The following is a 17,833-nucleotide window of genomic DNA, read 5'->3' as shown; positions in this document are numbered from 1 at the left end:
GTGAGCGACGAGGTGCTGGTGTTCTCGTCCTCGAGCGCCTTGCCCGGAAGTTTGCCGATCGGCTCGAGCGTTGACTAGGTAATGAATGCTTAATACATTTATTAGAGAAACAGACCAATTCGAGATGAAACGGAAATCGACATGCCACGACGCAATCTCAACGACCTGCTGGCTTTCGTGACCGTGGCCCGTGAGGGCAGCTTCACCAAGGCTGCCGGCACACTCGGCGTGACCCAGTCGGCACTGAGCCAGGCGATTCGTGGCCTGGAAGAAGGGTTGCAGATCCGCCTGCTCACGCGCACCACGCGCAGCGTCGCACCGACGTCGGCCGGCGAGCGCCTCATGAAGGCCATCGGCCACCGCTTCGACGAGATCGAGGCGGAGCTCGAAGCGTTGACCGAGCTGCGCGACAAGCCTGCAGGCACCGTGCGCATCACCTGCGGCGACCACGTGATGCACACCGTTCTGCTGCCCAAGCTCATGCCGTTGCTGCGCGAGTACCCGGACATCAAGCTGGAGTTCGACATGAACTACGGTTTTCGCGACATCGTGGCCGACCGTTTCGACGCCGGGGTCCGCATGGGCAACACGATCGACAACGACATGATCGCCGTGCCCATCGGCCCGCCGCTGCAGATGGCGGTCGTGGCTTCACCCGACTACTTTGCGGTCCATCCCATCCCCAAGACCCCCGCTGACCTCACCAGGCATCAGTGCATCAACCAGCGCATGCCCACGTCGGGTGGGCTGTATGTGTGGGACTTCGAGAAGCGAGGCCGCAAGGTCAACGTGCGCGTGGACGGCCCGCTGATCTTCAACACCGCACCGCCGCAGGTGGATGCCGCGTTGGCCGGGATGGGCATCTCGTTGCTGCCGGAAGACGAGGTGATGTCGCACATCCAGGCCGGTTCGCTCGTGCGTGTGCTGCAGGACTGGTGCCCCAAGTTCGCCGGCTATCACCTGTATTACCCCAGCAAGCGTCAACCCTCGCCGGCTTTCTCGCTGGTGGTGAAGGCGTTGCGTTTCAGTGGCGCGCGGCAGCTCTGAGGTAGCGATGCGTCATCGCTGGGACCTTTCGCGGTACCGCAGCGCCTCGACCACCAGCGCCAAGGCGGGCGCGATCTGGCGCCGGTTCGCGTAGTAGAGGTGGTAGCCGGGAAAACGTGGCCACCAGTCCTCCAGCGCGGGGACGAGCCGGCCCGCATCGATGTGCGGCTGCATCAGGTCCAGCGGCACGTAGGCGAAACCCATGCCGTCCAGCGCCGCCTGCAGCATCAACGAGGTGCTGTTGAACACGGTCTGGCCCTGCACGCGCACGTTGACCGATTTCTTCCCTTTCTCGAAATCCCAGGCGTAGAGGTTGCCGCGGGTGGGGAGGCGCAGGTTCACGCAACGGTGGGCGGTGAGGTCCTGCGGCTTCTTGGGCAGCGGCCTGCCCGCCAGATAGCTGGGCGAGGCAGCGACGGCCATGCGCAGCGGTGGCCCGATCGGCAGCGCGACCATGTCCTTGTCCACCCGATCGCCGACGCGCACGCCCGCGTCGAAACGTTGGGATGCGATGTCGGTGAAGGCGTAGTCCACGCTGAACTCGATCTGGATGTCCGGGTACTGCTGCAGCAAGGGCAGGAGGCGGGGCCAGAGTGCCGTGGTGATGGCGTGGTCGTGCGCCGTGATGCGCACCGTGCCGGCAGGCGTGTCGCGCATCGCGCTGAGCGACGTCAGCTCGACCTCGATCTCCTGCAGACGAGGCGCGACGGTGTTCATCAGCCGCTCGCCGGCCTCCGTGGTCGACACGCTGCGTGTGGTCCGGGTGAGCAGCCGCACGCCCAGCCGCGCTTCCAGCGCCAGCATCGCATGGCTCAGCGCGGAGCGGGAGACGCCCATCTGCGCGGCCGCGCGGGTGAAGCTGCGCTCGCGTGCCACCAGGACGAATGCCTGCAGATCGTTCAGATTTTCTTTGGCCATTGGTGATCTCGTTTCACAGGTGTATGCCGATTCTGCTGTCTTCTCAACCAAAGACGCCGCAAATAGAGTGGGGCATTCTCAGGAGAAACCAGCCATGAAGCCCCTCTACCGACTCGTCGCTTGCCTCGGTGTCATGCAGGCATGCAGCGCTCACGCCGTGGAGCCGTCGCCAGCCGCTGCAGGCGGTCAACAGAAAATCAGCCGCGCAGGGTCCCAGCCATCGGCCGCCGGGCCGGAGGCATTCTTCACCGGCCTCGTGCGGGTGGATCCGGTCTGGCCTGCCGGGCCGGACATCCCGGTGTCGGGTGCCCATGTGACCTTCGAGCCCGGTGCGCGCTCCGCCTGGCACACCCATCCCGCCGGCCAGCAACTGGTCGTCGTCTCGGGCGTGGGTCTCACGCAGGAGTGGGGCCGGCCGATGCAGGAACTTCGCCCTGGCGATGTCGTGTGGTGTCCGCCGGGCATCAAGCACTGGCACGGCGCATCGCCCACGTCGGCCATGACGCACCTCGCCGTCACGGGCACGCGCGACGGCAAGAACGTCGAGTGGATGGAGAAGGTCAGCGATGCGCAGTACACGGCTCGCTGAGCGCTGCGCGCAGATGGCCGTCGGCCTCGCGCTCGGCTTGTCGGCCGGCGGTGTGCACGCGGCCTCCACCTCACCGGATTCGACCGCCATGTCCCAGCCCCAAACCGCCTCGGAATCGCTGTCGGTTCGCCAGCAAGCCATCATTGCGATCGCCGCCTTCGGCGCGGCCGGCGACATCCCGCGCCTCGGTGCCGCGCTCGAGCATGGCCTGGCGGTCGGGCTCACCGTGAACGACGCGAAGGAAGTGCTGGTCCAGCTCTACGCCTACGCCGGATTTCCACGCAGCCTGAATGCACTGGGCGAGTTGATGAAGGTGGTCGTGGCCCGCAAGCAACGCGGCCTGCAGGATGCGCAGGGGCGGGCGCCGAGTCGTCCCATCCCGAAGGGCGACGCGCTCCTGGCGGCGGGCACTGCCAATCAAACGAAGCTGGTCGGCAGCCCGGTGAGGGGCGCTCTCTTCGAATTCGCACCCGCGGCGGACGAGTACCTGAAGACGCATCTTTTCGGCGACATCTTCGAGCGCGACAACCTTGACTGGCAAAGCCGCGAACTCGCGACCGTTGGTATGTTGTCGGCGCTGCCGGGCGCCGACTCGCAACTTCAATCGCACATGGGCATCAGCATGAACGTCGGCATCACGGCGAGTCAGTTGACCCAGCTGACGCAGGTGCTGGCCGAACGGGTGGGCGCGGACATGGCAGGCAGAGCGCGTGATGCGCTGGCGCGTCAACTTGCGGCACGACCGGGCCGATAGGCTCAGTGCAACCCCTGGCGTCGTCAGCGGTGCACGCGGCCCGCGCCCCTCACGCCCGCGCCGAGGCCGGCCGCGCTCTTGACCAGGCTCTGGATCAGGCGCAGGCGCGGCGAGGCGCGCAGCCACAGGATGCCGAAACGCCGCGGCTCGGACGGCAGCGGAAGGGGAAGCTTGACCACGTGCTGGCGGTCGAGCAAAGGTGAGGCGATGTCCGGGACCACCGACACCCCCAGGCCGCGGTCGACCATCATGGCGATCGCCAGCAGTGAGCTGAGTTCGAAACGTTCCTGCGGCACGATGCCCGCGGCGCGCAGGTAACGATCGGCCTGCTTGCCACCGCCCAGACTGCGGTCGTATCGGATCAGCGGCGATGTGCGCAGCAGCTCGTGCGGGTCGCGCCGCGCCAGCCGGCTCGGGGCCAGCAGGACCAGCGGCTCCTCGCGCAGCGGCATCCAGTCGAAGGTCTTGGCCAGTGCGAACGGCGGATAGAGGCACACCGCCGCATCGAGCTCGCCTTGCTGGACGGCCTTGTAGAGCAGGGCGGTCGTGCCCGACTGCAGGAACACCTTGGCGCCAGGATTCGTCTTCACGAAGGCTGCGAGGATGTCCGGCAGCATGCCGTGCAAGGCGGTGTTGATCGTGCCGACCAGCAGCTCGCCGCCGGCCGCCTCGCTGCCCAGCACCGCCTTGATATCGCTCACCTCCCGCAGCAGGTTGCGCGCGCGCTGCACGAGCTGATGCCCGGCCTCGGTCGGTTGCACTGTCCGGCCGGCGCGGGCCAGCAGCGGCACGTGCAGTTCACGCTCCAAGGCGCGGATCTGCTGCGCCACGGCGGCGGGGGTCAGATCGAGCCGCCGGGCGGCCTCCGACATCGAGCCGGAGTCCACCACCAGAAGAAAGCTCTGCAGATAGGCGGTTTCCATGAAGATACATTTTCTATGCTCTGATCATAGAAGGCATGTGTTTTTCTTATCTCATGAGCGGCAGACACTGCCTGCATGAGAAGCAAGCTGTTCGTTCCGGGCACACGACCCGAGTTGTTCACCAAGGCCCTGGGCAGCGCTGCCGATGGCATCTGCATCGACCTCGAGGACGCCGTGTCCGAGTCGCGCAAGGACGAAGCCCGCGACATCGTCCGGCAGCTGTTGCAGGGCGGTGAAGCGGCCGCGGCCGACAAGACGCTGATCGTTCGCATCAACGCGATGGACACGCCGCACTTCGAACGCGACATCGCGGCGGTGGCCCAGCCCGGCGTGCACCTGATCAATCTGCCGAAGCCGCCGAGCGCCGCGCACGTGCGTGCGGCCATCGACGCCCTGGAGCGCGCGGAGCGGGCCAACGGCGTGCGCTCGCCCATCGGCATGCTGCTGAACATCGAGACACCCTCGGCGCTGCGCCTGGCGTCTGAACTCGCGCTCGCCCATCCGCGCGTCAAGGGCCTGCAACTGGGTCTGGGTGACCTGTTCGAGCCCTTGGGCATCGCCCGACGCGAACCGGCGGCGATCCAGCAGGCGATGTTCGCCGTGCGCATCGCCGCCGGCGAGGCCGGTGTGTATGCCTACGACAGTGCCTTCGCCGACATTGCCGACGCAGCGGGCTACCGCGCCGAGGCGATGCTGGCGCGCAATCTCGGCTTTCTCGGCAAGACCTGCATCCATCCCAGCCAGGTCGCCGTCGCCAACGATGTCTTCCGACCGACCGACGCAGAGATCGCCCATGCCCGCAAGGTGGTCGAGGCGACCCGCGATGCCGATGCGCGAGGCCTGGGCGCCTACGTGGTGGACGGTCGAATGATCGATGTCCCCTTCGTGATCCGGGCGCGTGCCATTGTCGAGAGCGCGCGAAGCCTCGGACTGCTGACCGACTGAAAAAACCCGGCTCGCCACGCACGAGCGCAGGGTCAACAAATACCAAAACCAGGAGACAACACCGATGCACACACCTTTTCGCCTTCAACGCCGCGCCTTGATGGCGGCTGCCATCGCCAGCACCTGCCTGTTCGGCGGCGCCGCCCTTGCACAGGACGCCTATCCGTCGAAGGCCATCACCATCGTCGTGCCGTACCCGGCCGGCGGATCGAACGACACCTTTGCGCGCCAGGTGGCCAAGGAACTGGGTGAGAGCCTGAAGCAGCCGGTGATCATCGACAACCGTCCGGGCGCGAGCGGCAACACCGGCACGGCGCAGGTGGCGCGCGCGACCGCCGACGGCTACACGCTGGTGGCGGTGTCGTCGAGCATGACGACCAACGCGGCGGTGCAGTCCAAGCTGCCCTTCGACCCGGTGAAGGGCCTCGCGCCGGTGGCCATGTTCGCGAAGGGTCCGTTCATCGTCGCGGTCAACAACGACTTCCCCGCCAAGACACCCGCCGAGCTGATCTCGGCCATCAAGGCCAAGCCGGGCCAGTACAACTACGCGTCGTCCGGGTCGGGCAGCGTCAACCAGTTCGGCACCGAGCTGCTCAAGGCCAAGGTGGGCGACCTGCAGATCGCCCACATCCCGTACAAAGGCATGGGCCCGGCCGTGACCGACCTGGTCGGCAACCAGACGCAGCTGCTCATCTCCAGCGGGCCGTCGCTGCTCCCGATGGTGCGTGCGGGCAAGCTGCGCGCCATCGGCATCACGAGCCTCCAGCCCAGCCCGATCGCACCCGAACTCACGCCGATGGCCGTTGCGGTGCCGGGTTACGAATTCGAACTCTGGTGGGGCCTGCTGGCACCGGCCGGCACGCCGCCGGACGTGGTCGCCAGGCTCAATGCCGCGGTCAATCAGATCCTTGCCAGGCCTGCGGTCGCCAGCAACTTCCTGCGCGAAGGCGCCATTGCCACGCCGATGTCGCCGGCGCAGTTCGGCACCGTCATTGCCGAGGACGTCGAGCGCTGGAAGCGGCTGGCCAAGCAGCAGAACATCACCGCCGACTGAGAAAGAGAATCGCCATGAGCTCCGACGCGAACGACGAGGGCGCGCGCCTGCCACCACGCAGCGGCCCCGCCGGCCCGCTGAGCGGTTTGCGGGTGCTCGACCTGAGCGCCTACATCGCAGGCCCCTACGGTTGTTCGTTGTTGGCGGACCAGGGTGCGGAGGTCATCAAGATCGAGCCCCCGGCCGGGGACAACCTGCGCAAGTACCCCTCGACGCTCGAAGCAGAGAGCCGCGCTTTCGTCGGCGTGAACCGTAGCAAGCTGGGCGTGGTGCTCGACCTGAAGAAGGCGGAGGACCTTGCCGCGCTGATGGTCCTGGTGCGCACGGCCGACGTGCTGGTGCACAACTTCCGGCCCAGCGTGCCGCCGCGACTGGGCATCGCCTACGAGCAATTGAAGCGAAGCAATCCGCGCCTCATCTATTGCGCCGTCACCGGCTATGGCGACACCGGACCGTTGCGCGAGAAGGCGGGCTACGACCAGGTCCTGCAGACCATGACCGGCATGTGCGCGTTGCAGGGCAAGCGCGGCGGGCCGCCGGAAATCATCTACGGCTCGGTGGTCGACTACTACGCAGCCGCGCTGGTGGCCGCCGGCGTGGCCTCCGCGCTGTACGAGCGGGAGAAAAGCGGCGAAGGCCAGTATGTCGGCGTGTCGCTGCTGCGTTCGGCCCTGACGATGCAGTCGGCTCGCATGGTGTGGGCCGAAGGCGAGCCGAAGGAGGTGGGGCGCGACATGCGCTCCGGCGGCATCACCGGGCTGCATCCGACGCGCGAGGGCTACCTCTACATCTCGGCCAACACGCCCCATTTCTGGCAAGCGCTGTGCACGAAGGTCGGGTTGCCCGAACTCGCTGCGGACGAGCGCTATGACTCGGTGCGCAAGCGTGCACAGCATTCCACCGAGATCGTCCCCCAACTCCACGCCGCGCTGGCGGGGCGCAGTGCCCTGGCGTGGGAAGAGATCTTCGGGGAGGACGTGCCTTGCGCGGCCGCCCGAACGGTCGAGGACATGTTCGACAACGAGCAGGTCCTCGCCGAGGACATGGTGGCGGAGTTCGCGCACCCCACGCTCGGCTCCTACCGCGGTTTCACCCGGCCGGTGCAGTTCGGCCGGACACCGGGCCCGACGCCTTTTGCCGCACCGACCCTGGGCCAGCACACGCGGGCGGTGCTTGCCGCGCGGGACGGTGTCGCCGAGACAGACGACTGAGCCATGCACCTCGCGCAGGTCGTTCCGCACAGTGCCGGCACGCAGAAGCCCACCCTGGTCGCACCCGCGCTGGCGTGCGACGCGCACATGCATGTCTATGACCGGCGGTTCGGGGTCCAAGGCGCCGCTGACGCCATGATCGACGACGCGACCGCCGACGACTACCGGCTGCTTCAGCGACGCAACGGCACCCAGCGCACGGTGGTGGTGCAGCCGCGTGTGCATGGCACCGACAACAGCGTGACGCTGTCGGCCATCCGTGCGCTCGGCGCTGCGCACACGCGCGGCGTGGCCGTCGTGCGGCCCGATGTGAGCGACGCGGAACTCGAGCGTCTGCATGCCGGCGGTATCCGCGGCATCCGCTTCACGCTCTACACGCCCACCCATGCGACGACGGATTTCGCCATGGTCGAGCCGCTGGCGCACCGCGTGCACGCGCTGGGCTGGCATGTGCAATTGCACTGGAGTGCGGCGCAGCTCGTCGAGCACGCCCCATTGCTCGAACGGCTGCCGGGCACCGTCGTGCTCGACCATCTCGCACGCTTGCCGCAACCGGCCCCTCATGCGCATCCGGCCTTCGGCCTGGTGTGCCGGTTGCTCGACGAGGGCCGCACCTGGATCAAGCTGTCCGGCGCCTACCTCGATTCGGCGCTCGGTGCTGAAGGCCACTATGCCGACACCACGGCCCTCGCGCAGGCGTGGGTTCGGCATGCACCCGAGCGCCTGGTCTGGGGCAGCGACTGGCCGCACCCCACCGAACGACACGCGGTGCCCGATGACGCGCAGCTCTTCGACCTGCTGGGCGACTGGGTGCCCGACGACGCGACACGGCATCGCGTGCTCGTCGAGAACCCGGCGCGGCTCTACGACTTTCTTTGACGATCCACCAAGAGACATCCGAATGAAGCAACGCATCCTGAAATCGATCGCTATCCTGGCCGCCTGCGCGCCGCTGCTCGGCTGGGCCGCCTGGCCCGAAAAGCCGATTCGCATGGTCGTGCCCTATGCGGCCGGCGGCGGCGCCGACAACACGGCGCGCATCGTGGCGCAGCAGATGAGCACCGCGCTCGGCCAGCAGATCGTCATCGAAAACCGGCCCGGCGCCGGCGGCGTGATCGGTGCCGACAATGTCGCGAAGGCGGCCGCGGACGGCTACACCGTGCTCTACGACGCCTCGGCCTTCTCGGTCAACCCGTCGCTGCGCAAGCTGCCCTTCGATGCGACCAAGGACTTCATCCCGGTCTCGCTGGTGGCGACGGCGCCGCAGATCCTCGTGGTACCGATCAGCGCGCCCTACAAGACCGTCGCGGAGTTCATCGACCATGCCCGCAAGAACCCGGGCAAGCTGACGTTCGCCTCGTCAGGCGGTGGCACCGGTTCGCACCTGGCAGGCGAGGCCCTGAACGAGCAGGCGAAATTGAGCCTTCTGCACGTGCCATACAAGGGCGGCGCACCGGCGCTGACCGACGTGATGGGCGAGCAGGTGTCGCTCTACTTCGGCAACGTCGCCTCGACGATCGGCTACGTCAAGGGCGGCAAGCTGCGGGCGCTCGCCGTGAGCTCGAGCAAGCGCGTGCCCAGCCTGCCCGATACGCCCACGCTCGACGAGTCCGGCTTGCCGGGCTACAACGTGGTCGAGTGGAACGGGATCTTCCTGCCCAAGGGCACGCCGGCCGACATCGTGCAGCGGTTCGGCAAGGCCGTGCAGGACGCTGTCGCGGACCCCGAGGTCCGCAAGAAGCTGCTTCAGTTGGGGTTGAACCCTGCCGGCACGACGCCGGAGGCCTTCGATAGATTCGTGCGTGAGGAAATGGCGCGCGTGAACACCCTCGTGCGGGCGCGCAATATCAAGGTCGATTGATCTCGGGCTCCTCCAAGCGTCATCCGTGTCCGTCAGCGCAACCCCTTCCACCACAGCACATTCGCACGCGCCTTCCCGACCGTCAGCACCTCGCCGATCTCTGGCGTGGCCAGCGGGATCTTCTCGCGTTCGGTGATCGCGGCGACGCGGTCGAGCGGGTCTTGCCAGGTGTGGAAGGCGAGGTCGAAGGTGCTGTTGTGCACCAGGTACAGCAGCTTGCCGCGCAGGTCCTGGAAGGCCTTGACCGTCTCCTCCGGCGTCATGTGCACCGATGGCCAATAGGTGTCGTAGGCGCCGTTCTCCATCAGCGCCAGGTCGAAGCCGTCGAAGCGTTCGCCGATCTGCGCGAAGCCGGGGTTGTAGCCGGAGTCGCCGCTGTAGAAGATGCGCTGGCCGCCGCTCTCGATCACCCACGACGCCCACAGCGTGCTGTCGCGGTCCCACAGCGTGCGGCCAGAGAAATGCTGCGACGGCGTGGCCGTGACCTGCACCTCGCCCTGTCGGCCCTGCTGCCACCAGTCGAACTCCTGGATGCGGTCGGGCGCAACCTTCGCGTCGCGCAGCCGCGCGCCGACGCCCAGCGGCACGAAGTAGCGCTGCACCCGTTCCCGCAACGCGTCGATGGCGGCCAGGTCGAGGTGGTCGTAGTGGTCGTGCGAGAGGATCAGCCCTTCGATCGGCGGCAGCTCGGCCAGGGTGATCGGCGGCGCATGGAAGCGCTTCGGCCCGGCCCACTGCACCGGTGATGCACGCTCGCTGAACACCGGGTCGATCAGCCAGTACTTGCCACGCAGCTTGAGCAGGTGCGACGAGTGGCCCAGCCGCACGACGTGGTTCGCGCCGTTGTCGAGCGCATCGAGCGCCGCGCGGTCGAGCTTGCGCACGGGGATCGGGTCGACCGGTACCGTGCCGATCTTGTCGGCGGTGAAGAAGCGCGACCATATCTTCCAGCCGCTCTGCGACGGCTGCGCCTGCGGGTTGGGCGGGTTCTGGAAACGGCAATCGCCGTTGAGCTGCGGTGATGCCGCAAGGCTCGCGGCGCAATCGCCGCCGGTGGCGCAGCCCGCCGCGGCAAGTCCGGCCAGCCCGGCGATGAACCAGGCTGCGAGGCGTCGTCGGGGAATGCGCATGGGAAGAGGGGACGCGCCGTCGGCGTCTCGGAGTGAGGGTGCGCGCGAGCTTATCCAGCCCGCCCGCCCGGCCTATCCCGTTCGCCACATTGCCCCCTGTCGGTCACCGTGAAATATTGCGCCCTTCACCGAGAGGAGCCGGATGGACGACACCATCAAGGAACTCGTCAGCGAGCGCCGCCGTGCGCTCCATGGCGCGGAGGGCGCAGAGAGTGGGCGGCGGCCCTGGGGCCTGGCCCTGTCGGGCGGCGGCATCCGCAGCGCGACCTTCTGCCTGGGCCTGCTCAAGGCGCTGGCGCAGCACCGGCAACTGCTGGCCTTCGACTTGCTGTCGACCGTCTCGGGCGGCGGCTACATCGGCTCGACCCTGGGCCGGCTGTGCAGCCGCGCGACCACGCCCGACGACGTGCGCGCGGTCGAGGGCGCCTTCGCCGAGGTCGACAAGGTGCGCTTCGGCTGGTGGCTGCGCGGCAACGGCCGCTACCTGATCCCCGGCGGCATGCGCGACACGCTCTTCGCCGTCGCGCTGTACCTGCGCAACCTGCTGGGCACGCACATCGAGATCGCCATCGCGGCCACGCTCATCGGGCTGGGGCTGGCCGCAGTCAACCTGGGTGCGTGGGGCGCAGCGGTGGCGTGGGTCGACCTGGGCAACGCAGAGGCGCCGCCGCGTGCGCTGCAGATCGCGACCGGCCTGCCGACGCTCTGGCTGCTGGCGCTGGTGCCCTGGGCGCTGTCGATCGTGGCGGCCTGCGCCTACTGGTCGGTGCGCGACCGGCGCGCGTGGCGCCACCTGCTCGGCAACCTCGCGATGTGGTGCGCGCTGGGCGTGGCGGCGCGGTGGTTCCAGCCGGCCTTCGAAGACCGCTTCGGCGGCCCGCTCTGGCTGGCGCCGGCCTTCATCGCGTTCTGCATCGCCTGGGTCGTGGGCCTGGGCTGGGTGATGTGGCGCGGCCGCGACCGCGACGCCGCCACGCTGCGCAACGAACTCACCGATGCGCTGGCCCGCATGCTGCATGCGGTGCTGGTGATCGCGCTGCTCGGCGCGCTCGACCGCCTGGCCTGGTGGCTGGCGGCCGAACCGCGTGAGAACCGTGCGTCCTATGGCGCGGTGCTGCTGGTGGCCGCCGCGGCGTTGCGCGGCGTGCTGCCCACCTTCTTCGGCAGCAAGCGCGAGATGCCCGGCCTCGGCAAGCAGTTCCTCATGACGCTGGCCAGCGTGCTCGGCCTGGTCGTCGCGTTCTGCCTGGCCGCCTGGTGGATCGGCGTGCTCTATGCCGGCGTGCTGCTGCCGGTGTTCCGGCCCGACGTGGGGCTGGACTTCGTGCGGGGCTGGGTGTGGCTGGGCACCATCGGCGTCATCGTCGGCACCTACGCGCTGGTCACCGGACCGCACTTCGCCTTCCTCAACCTGTCGTCGCTGCACATGTTCTACAAGGCGCGCATCGTGCGCGGCTACCTGGGCGCGGCCAACGCGCACCGGCTCGGTGGCGACCCGCTGGGAGACGTGTCGGGCCTCACGCCGCCCGAGGTACCGGTGGGCCAGGTCGATGCCGGCGACGACCTGCCGCAGCGCGACTACGCGCCGCATGCGCAGGGCGGGCCGGTGCACCTGATCAACGTGTGCATCAACCAGACGCACGACCCCAGGCAGAAGCTCTTCAACCGCGACCGCCGCAGCCTCCCGCTGACCATCGGTCCGCGCGGCTGGATGCAGGCCGTGGGCGGGCCGTGGACGCGTGCGCAGGGCGACGACGCGCTCACGCTGGGGGCCTGGGCCGCCATCTCGGGCGCGGCCTTCGCGCCGGGGCTGGGGCGCCTCACCAAGCGCGGCATCGCGGCGCTGTCGGTGTTCGCGGGCCTGCGCCTGGGCTACTGGTGGAACAGCGAGCGCGCCGGGCTGCTGCAACCGGGCGCGGCGGCGCGCGTGAGCAAGCTGCTGATGAAGACACGCTTCCTGCTCTTCGAATGCTTCGGCGCCTTTCCCGGCAGCGGCTCGGCCAACTGGTACCTGAGCGACGGCGGCCACTTCGAGAACACCGCCGCCTATGCGCTGCTGCGGCAGGAGGCCGAGCTGATCGTCGTGGCCGACTGCGGCGCCGACCCCGACTACCGCTTCACCGACCTCGAGATCCTGATCCGCCGTGCGCGCATCGACCTCAACGCCGACATCCTCTTCCTCAAGCCCTGCTGCAACGCCGACTGGCCCTACAGCGGGCTCTTCGGTTCGCTCAACGACCTGGCCTCGCCGACCAGCCAGGCCTGCCTGGCGCTGGCGCGTGTCGACTACGCCAGCGGGCTCCGCGGCCACCTCGTGCTGGTCAAGCCGAACGTGTCGGCCTCGCTGCCGGTCGACCTGGTGAACTTCAAGGCGACCCACCCGCTGTTCCCGCAGCAGCCGACCACCGACCAGTTCTTCGACGAGGCCCAGTGGGAAAGCTACTTCCGCCTGGGGAGCGAGATCGGCCAGCGCATCGACGGCGGCCTGCTCGCGCGCATCGTGCAGGGCACGCAGGGCCTGTTCGAGGCCGACGACGGCCAGCCCATGCAGGCGCCGGCGACCCCGGGCACGGTCAGCGCCGCCGCCACGATGAGTCGTCTGCAGGCCCGCGTGCTGAAGGCGGGCGCCGTCACCGCGTCCATCGGCCTCGGCACGGCGGCCACGCTCGGCGTCGCGGCCTGGCAGGGCATCGACAGCTGGCGCACGCAGGCGGCGGAGAAGCGCGCGGCCGAAGGCCTGGCCTTCAAGGATTTGAGCGAGCGCTGGTCGCGCCTGCGCGTCGATGCGCCGCCTGGCGAGGCGCCGGCCTCGCTGGCGGCCGAGTTGCTGCGCACCGGCGAGCTGCTGTGCCGGCAGGGCGCCGACAACTTCATGGCCAACTTCAAGCTGTCGGTGAGCATCGTCGACGACGCCAAGGCCGCTTGCCGGCTGGCGTTGGCGACGGCACCGGCGACCGGCGATGCGTCCGGCTTGAGCCCGAACCCCGCCTGCACGCGGCTGCTCGACACCAGCAACGGCATCGATTGCCTGCAGCCCGCCAGCGCGCCCGCCTGCACGCCGCGCTACTGGGCGCGCGACTACAGCGGCACCGTGCCGGCGCTGGAGAACTGCATGGGGTCGCCGTCCGCCGCCGGCACTGCGGTCGCTGCGTCGACGCCTGCGCCGACCACGCCCTACACCGCCCCCGTGCCGCCACCACCCATGACCGGCGCTGCACCGGGCGCGTCGTCGATCGCGCCACCCGCGAGCGGTGCCGCGGTGCCGGCGCGGCCGACCGCCGTGAGCCGCACCGCCTGCGCCAACGCCACGGTCTACATCCAGGTCTTCGGCCCCGAGTCACTGGGTGCAGCCAACCGCTTTCGCACGCCATGGCAAGGGCTCGGTGCCAACGTGCCGGCCGTCGAAGATGTGCTGGCGAGTTCGCGCAAGGCCGGTCGCTCGCCACCCACGGGCCACGCCATGCCGACCCTGATCTACGGCGAAGGGATGCGGGCCTGTGCCGAAGCGCTCAAGGCCACGGCGGCGGCACCGACCGGACCCTGGGACATGAAGCCTCTGCCTGCGGGCTTGAAGGCGCAGCCGCGCACGGTCGAGGTCTGGCTGCCGCGGCCGGCGGCGTCGTCCCCCGCGTCCTGAACACCGCGGCGCCAACCCGGCCCGCCGAACGAACCTGGAGCTTTTCGATGGCGACGAAGAAAACCGCTGCAAGCGCGCGCGCGAAGCAGCAACAGCAACTGCTCGACAAGATGCGCAGCTACGTGCGCACCAAGGCCGCTCAACTGCTGGCCGACCCGAACATCTCCAGCGTCGGCATCGGCCGCAAGCAGACCGCGGGCAAGGCCGATGGCGCACTGGCGATCCAGTTCACCGTCAACAGCAAGGTCGCGCCTGAGCAGGTCGAAGGCATCGGCAGCACACCGATTCCCGAGCACATCGAGATCGACGGCGTCGCGGTGCCGACGGACGTCATCGAGCGCAGCTACAAGCCCAGCTACATCGCCGTGCAGATCGAGGCCAAGGACCCGCGCAAGGTGCGTGCCGACACCGTGGTGCCCGGCCTCAGCGTGGGCAACCGCTTCACCACGGCCGGCACCATCGGCGCCTTCGTGCGCGACCGCACGAGCGGTGCCGTCGTGCTGCTGTCGAACTGGCATGTGCTGCACGGCGGGCAGGCGCAGGTCGGGGCCGACATCGTGCAGCCGGGGCGGCACGACGACAACCGGGTCGATCGCAACACCATGGGCACGCTGTTGCGCAGCCACCTCGGCCCGGCCGGCGATTGCGCCATCGCCTCGGTCTTCGGGCGGGCGTTGTCGGGCGAGGTGATGGGGCTCGGCGTGTCGGTCGACAGCATTGCCGACCCGGAGATCGGCGACCGTGTCGTCAAGAGCGGTCGAACCACCGCGGTCACGCGCGGCCGCGTGGTGCGCATCGAGGTCAACACCAAGATGAGCTACCCCGACGGCGTGTCGGCCGTGGTCGGCGGCTTCGAGATCGGCATCGACGAGGAGGCGGTGCCGCCGGAGCGCGAGATCTCGCGCGGCGGCGATTCGGGCGCGGCCTGGCTGGCCGTCGCGCGCGGCAAGCCGACCGGCGTGATGCTGGGGCTTCACTTCGCGGGCGACGCCGAAGGCACGGCGGCCGAGTTCGCGCTGGCCTGTTACGCGAAATCGGTGATGACCGCGCTGGACGTCGAGCCCATCGGTGCCTTCACGACCGCGCCGGCCACGCAAGCCGCGACCGACGAAGAGGCCTTGCGCACCGGCTTCGACCCGCGCTTCGCCGGATTTGCCGTGCCGGTGCCCACCTTCACCGCGAGCCGGCGCAAGGACCTCGCCGTGCTCGACGACGAGGTCGAGCTGCGCTACTGCCACTTCTCGGCCTGGCTCAGCCGAACGCGCAAGTACCCGCTGTGCGTGGCCTGGAACATCGACGGCAACAGCTTCAGGCGCATCAGTCGCACCGGCTTTCGCGCCGACCGGCGCGGCGACCTGGAAGACTTCCAGCTGACCGACGCGATCTACGTGCGCAACCCCTTCGACAAGGGCCACATCGCGCGGCGCGCCGACCTGTGCTGGGGCGCAGCGGAAGAGGCACGGCAGGGCAACTTCGACAGCAGCTTCTACAGCAACATCGTGCCGCAGCACGAGGCCTTCAACCAGAGCGCCAACCAGGACGACGACCCCGAAGGCGGCGTCTGGGGGCGGCTGGAGAACACGCTGCTCGACACCGAGGCGCCGCACGGCCTGCGCATCGGGCTGATCGCCGGCCCGGTGTTCGGCAGGAACGACCGCACCTTCACGCAGAACGGCGAGAGCTGTCGCGTGCCCGACGAGTTCTGGAAGCTCGTGGCCTTCGTCGACGTGAAGGACGGCAAGGAGAAGGTCTACGGTTTCCTGCTCACGCAGAAGCACCTGGTGGCGCCGCTGACCACGCCGGAGTCGCTCGCGCTCGATCTCGAAGACTGGGTGTGGGCGCGCATCACGCTGCGCGACCTGGAGGCCCGCACCGGCGTTCGCTTCGCGAAGGCGCTGCACACGCGCGAGAGCCCGTTCAGCGTGGTGCAGCAGTTGGACGATGCGCCGGCGCTGAAGCTGCTTGCGGGTCCGACGGATTACTTCGCGTAGCAGCTGCGTTGGTCAGCGCATCCAGCTCGGCACGGAGCCGCCGCACGGCCTGCTCATGGCCCGCCGTCTGCGGCCCGCGGCCATAGGTCGCGGCCTTGCGGATCAGGCGCAGCTGCTCGCGCTGCAATTGCGTCTTCAGGCGTCGCGCCCGCCGGCCGAAGGCCTGGCCCATGGCCCGACGCGCCCGGTAGCGCAGCACGGGCGCACCGAGGCGCAGCCACTCGTCGTCGGCGATCACGTCGCGCTCGGGAAAGAAATAGGCGGCGAGTCCGTGAAGGTAGGCGCCGTTCTCGCGGGCGGCCACGCGCCACAGGAGCCAGGCCGCCGCCATCGCCGGGATGCCCTTGACGACCAGCAGCGCCGCCAGGTCGCCGTAGCCGTTGCCGAAGCGGTTTTCCAGCAGCGGCGAGTTCCAGACAAAGTGCATGGCCCACGCCAGCGCGAAGCAGGCGACGACGGCTGCGAGCCGCGCCGCCATCGGCCGCTGCGGGTGCAACAGGAACCAGGCGATGCCGAAGGACGCGATCGTCGTGTAGGCCGCATGCGTCCACAGCCCGCTGAGGATGCCGCGCGTCAGCAGGTTCAGCAGCACTGGCGCGACCTGGCTCTCGCGCGGGAAGTTCAGCGAGCTGCTGACGGTGTCGCTGAGGTTCTCGATCACCTGGAAACCCAGCCCCGTCATGGCGCCGACGATCAGCACCGACAGCGTGGTCTGAAACTGGGTGCGGGCCACCAGCACCAGCAGCACCACGCCCGCGAGTTTCAGGAACTCCTCCGTGATCGGTCCCGCGATGGCCGGCCCCCAGACCGCCGCGAACGCGGGCGACACCAGCTTGGCGCACAGGTTCTGGATGGCGACGTTGGCCGGTGCCGCGAAGTACACCGCGCCGAAGCCGCCCCAGGCGAAGGCCAGGAGGAAGGCTTCCGGCGAGTGCTGCTCGAGCAGGTCGAGTGCGCGGAAGGCCAGGATGAAGGCGAGCGCGTACAGCCCCCACACAAACAGCCCGAGAAAGGCGGTGATGGGGACGACGCGAAAGCCCGTCGTGAACACCTGGACCGTGTAGAACAGGCCGTTGACGATCAGCACCACCAGCAGCCAGAAGGCGGCGCGCCGCGGCTGGAAGAACGAGTCGGTGCCCACGGGCCATGCCGCCTGCGCGGGGTCGAAGGCGAGCGGGGTCACAGCGGCGCTCCCAGGTCCATCGAGTCGAGCATGCGGCGCGCATCGTCGATCGAATCGCTCAGGCCATCGTTGGCGCCGTAGAAGTCGATCCGCACGACCGACTTGCGCCGCAGGTCGACCACCTGCCACAGCCGGCCGGCCAGCTTCGGGCCGAAGTAGGCGAAGGTCACGCCCTGCATGCCCCAGGCATTGATGAAGTCGGACACCTCGCCCTCGATGCGAAGACCCTGGCCGCGCTCCATCAGCCGCAACTGTCGCGCCATCGGCCCGTTCGGGCCGCCCTCCCACGACGCCGTGGTCACCCGGAATTTGTGGCTGCCCTTGAAGAGCATCAGCGTGTTGCTCGACTTCGAGCGGGCCAGGTCCATCTCCCACCCGGGCTCGGGGACGAAGCGCGCCGGGCCGACCGTCAGTGTTTCGCCCGCAGCCAGCGGCCGGCCGCCGGGCGTATGGCGGTCCCAGGCGACGAGGCCGCCGACATAGCCGCCGATGGCCAGGACCACGCCGAGTGCGCCAGGCCAGGTGCGGTACGGTATCCGGCGCGACGGCTCATGCATCCGTTGATCGTGCCATACGCGTTCCGCGCGCTG

15 protein-coding genes are annotated in these 17,833 nt (G+C 68.9%); 10 read left to right on the top strand and 5 right to left on the bottom strand.

Features of this window, described 5'->3' with window-relative positions; all coding sequences use genetic code 11:
• The first annotated feature begins 141 nt into the window (after window positions 1–141).
• Complete coding sequence (locus tag ACSFA2_RS19450) at window positions 142–1,047, top strand: LysR family transcriptional regulator (RefSeq protein ID WP_435456962.1); 906 nt, start codon at window positions 142–144, stop codon at window positions 1,045–1,047.
• A 12-nt stretch (window positions 1,048–1,059) separates the two neighbouring features.
• Here the strand turns inward: ACSFA2_RS19450 and ACSFA2_RS19445 are convergent, their stop codons facing one another.
• Entirely contained in the window at window positions 1,060–1,965 is a 906-nt protein-coding gene (locus ACSFA2_RS19445) for a LysR family transcriptional regulator (RefSeq protein WP_435456961.1), read from the bottom strand.
• 133 nt (window positions 1,966–2,098) lie between these two features.
• Between ACSFA2_RS19445 and ACSFA2_RS19440 the strand changes: the two genes are divergently transcribed.
• Window positions 2,099–2,554, top strand: a complete 456-nt coding sequence (locus ACSFA2_RS19440) for a (R)-mandelonitrile lyase (RefSeq protein ID WP_435457012.1) — start codon at window positions 2,099–2,101, stop codon at window positions 2,552–2,554.
• Between the two features lie 88 nt (window positions 2,555–2,642).
• The gene (locus ACSFA2_RS19435; RefSeq protein WP_435457011.1) at window positions 2,643–3,308 is read left to right on the top strand and encodes a carboxymuconolactone decarboxylase family protein; all 666 of its coding nucleotides are present in this window, start codon (window positions 2,643–2,645) and stop codon (window positions 3,306–3,308) included.
• A 23-nt stretch (window positions 3,309–3,331) separates the two neighbouring features.
• On the opposite strand, the gene ACSFA2_RS19430 is transcribed toward ACSFA2_RS19435, so the two are convergent.
• Window positions 3,332–4,231: a LysR family transcriptional regulator gene (locus ACSFA2_RS19430; RefSeq protein ID WP_435456960.1), complete on the bottom strand. Its 900-nt coding sequence runs from the start codon at window positions 4,229–4,231 to the stop codon at window positions 3,332–3,334.
• Between the two features lie 75 nt (window positions 4,232–4,306).
• Between ACSFA2_RS19430 and ACSFA2_RS19425 the strand changes: the two genes are divergently transcribed.
• From ACSFA2_RS19425 to ACSFA2_RS19405, 5 genes are all read left to right on the top strand, one after another.
• Window positions 4,307–5,176, top strand: coding sequence for an HpcH/HpaI aldolase/citrate lyase family protein (locus tag ACSFA2_RS19425; protein ID WP_435456959.1), 870 nt, complete (start codon window positions 4,307–4,309; stop codon window positions 5,174–5,176).
• Window positions 5,177–5,240: 64 nt separating this feature from the next.
• Window positions 5,241–6,230, top strand: coding sequence for a tripartite tricarboxylate transporter substrate binding protein (locus tag ACSFA2_RS19420; protein WP_435456958.1), 990 nt, complete (start codon window positions 5,241–5,243; stop codon window positions 6,228–6,230).
• Between the two features lie 14 nt (window positions 6,231–6,244).
• Window positions 6,245–7,441, top strand: coding sequence for a CoA transferase (locus ACSFA2_RS19415; protein ID WP_435456957.1), 1,197 nt, complete (start codon window positions 6,245–6,247; stop codon window positions 7,439–7,441).
• Between the two features lie 3 nt (window positions 7,442–7,444).
• The gene (locus ACSFA2_RS19410; RefSeq protein WP_435456956.1) at window positions 7,445–8,320 is read left to right on the top strand and encodes an amidohydrolase family protein; all 876 of its coding nucleotides are present in this window, start codon (window positions 7,445–7,447) and stop codon (window positions 8,318–8,320) included.
• A gap of 22 nt (window positions 8,321–8,342) precedes the next feature.
• Window positions 8,343–9,302: a Bug family tripartite tricarboxylate transporter substrate binding protein gene (locus tag ACSFA2_RS19405; protein ID WP_435456955.1), complete on the top strand. Its 960-nt coding sequence runs from the start codon at window positions 8,343–8,345 to the stop codon at window positions 9,300–9,302.
• Window positions 9,303–9,334: 32 nt separating this feature from the next.
• Here ACSFA2_RS19405 and ACSFA2_RS19400 read toward each other — a convergent pair whose 3' ends face one another.
• On the bottom strand, window positions 9,335–10,432 hold the full coding sequence (locus ACSFA2_RS19400; RefSeq protein WP_435456954.1) for an MBL fold metallo-hydrolase: 1,098 nt from the start codon (window positions 10,430–10,432) through the stop codon (window positions 9,335–9,337).
• A gap of 142 nt (window positions 10,433–10,574) precedes the next feature.
• On the opposite strand from ACSFA2_RS19400, the gene ACSFA2_RS19395 reads away from it, so the two are divergent.
• A complete protein-coding gene (locus ACSFA2_RS19395) occupies window positions 10,575–14,069 on the top strand; it encodes a hypothetical protein (RefSeq protein ID WP_435456953.1) in 3,495 nt (1,164 codons plus the stop codon).
• Window positions 14,070–14,116: 47 nt separating this feature from the next.
• Window positions 14,117–16,060 (top strand): DNA/RNA non-specific endonuclease, encoded by a 1,944-nt coding sequence (locus tag ACSFA2_RS19390; protein WP_435456952.1) that lies wholly within the window; start codon window positions 14,117–14,119, stop codon window positions 16,058–16,060.
• Here the strand turns inward: ACSFA2_RS19390 and ACSFA2_RS19385 are convergent.
• Window positions 15,987–17,243: a PrsW family intramembrane metalloprotease gene (locus ACSFA2_RS19385; RefSeq protein WP_435456951.1), complete on the bottom strand. Its 1,257-nt coding sequence runs from the start codon at window positions 17,241–17,243 to the stop codon at window positions 15,987–15,989. The genes ACSFA2_RS19390 and ACSFA2_RS19385 overlap by 74 nt on opposite strands.
• Window positions 17,240–17,800 carry a hypothetical protein gene (locus ACSFA2_RS19380; protein ID WP_435456950.1) on the bottom strand — a complete coding sequence of 187 codons (561 nt, stop codon included), beginning with the start codon at window positions 17,798–17,800 and terminating at the stop codon, window positions 17,240–17,242. The genes ACSFA2_RS19385 and ACSFA2_RS19380 overlap by 4 nt, the downstream gene beginning before the upstream one ends.
• Window positions 17,801–17,833 lie beyond the last annotated feature (33 nt).

Origin of the sequence: Variovorax cryoconiti, assembly GCF_051216395.1 — a bacterium.
Lineage (GTDB): Bacteria > Pseudomonadota > Gammaproteobacteria > Burkholderiales > Burkholderiaceae_C > Variovorax.
The sequence above is the reverse complement of the archived record's forward strand: the minus strand, read 5'-3'. Positions and strand labels throughout refer to the sequence as shown.